Genomic DNA, 302 nt, shown 5'->3' on the forward strand with positions numbered 1-302 from the left:
CAGTCAGTGTGGTGTTGCCGCCGAAGGTTTCGTCCCACTGCGCAAACGGAAGGTTGCTGGTCAGGATCATCGACCCGCGCTCGTAGCGCTTGGCGACGATCTGGAAGAAGTGGCTAGCCTGATCCCCGGAGAGCGGCAGATAGCCGATCTCGTCGACGATGAGCAACCTCGGGCCGGGACGTGTCAGGAATTTCGTGTGCTGAGGTCGGTTAAAGAATCTCAGCTGATGGCGGCGGTGAATCGCTCGCCGAACAGAATGGCGAACTGATTGACTGCTTGTCGCCAGGTGATAGGCGGCATCT

At 58.9% G+C, this 302-nt stretch carries 1 protein-coding gene; it reads right to left on the bottom strand.

Going from position 1 to position 302, the window contains the following annotated elements; translation table 11 throughout:
- Positions 1 to 302: ATP-binding protein (locus tag G3N64_RS40130; protein ID WP_241021452.1), on the bottom strand; the 302-nt coding region annotated here is incomplete at both ends.

The sequence above is a fragment of the Burkholderia sp. Ac-20344 genome (assembly GCF_017104975.1).
Lineage (GTDB): Bacteria > Pseudomonadota > Gammaproteobacteria > Burkholderiales > Burkholderiaceae > Burkholderia.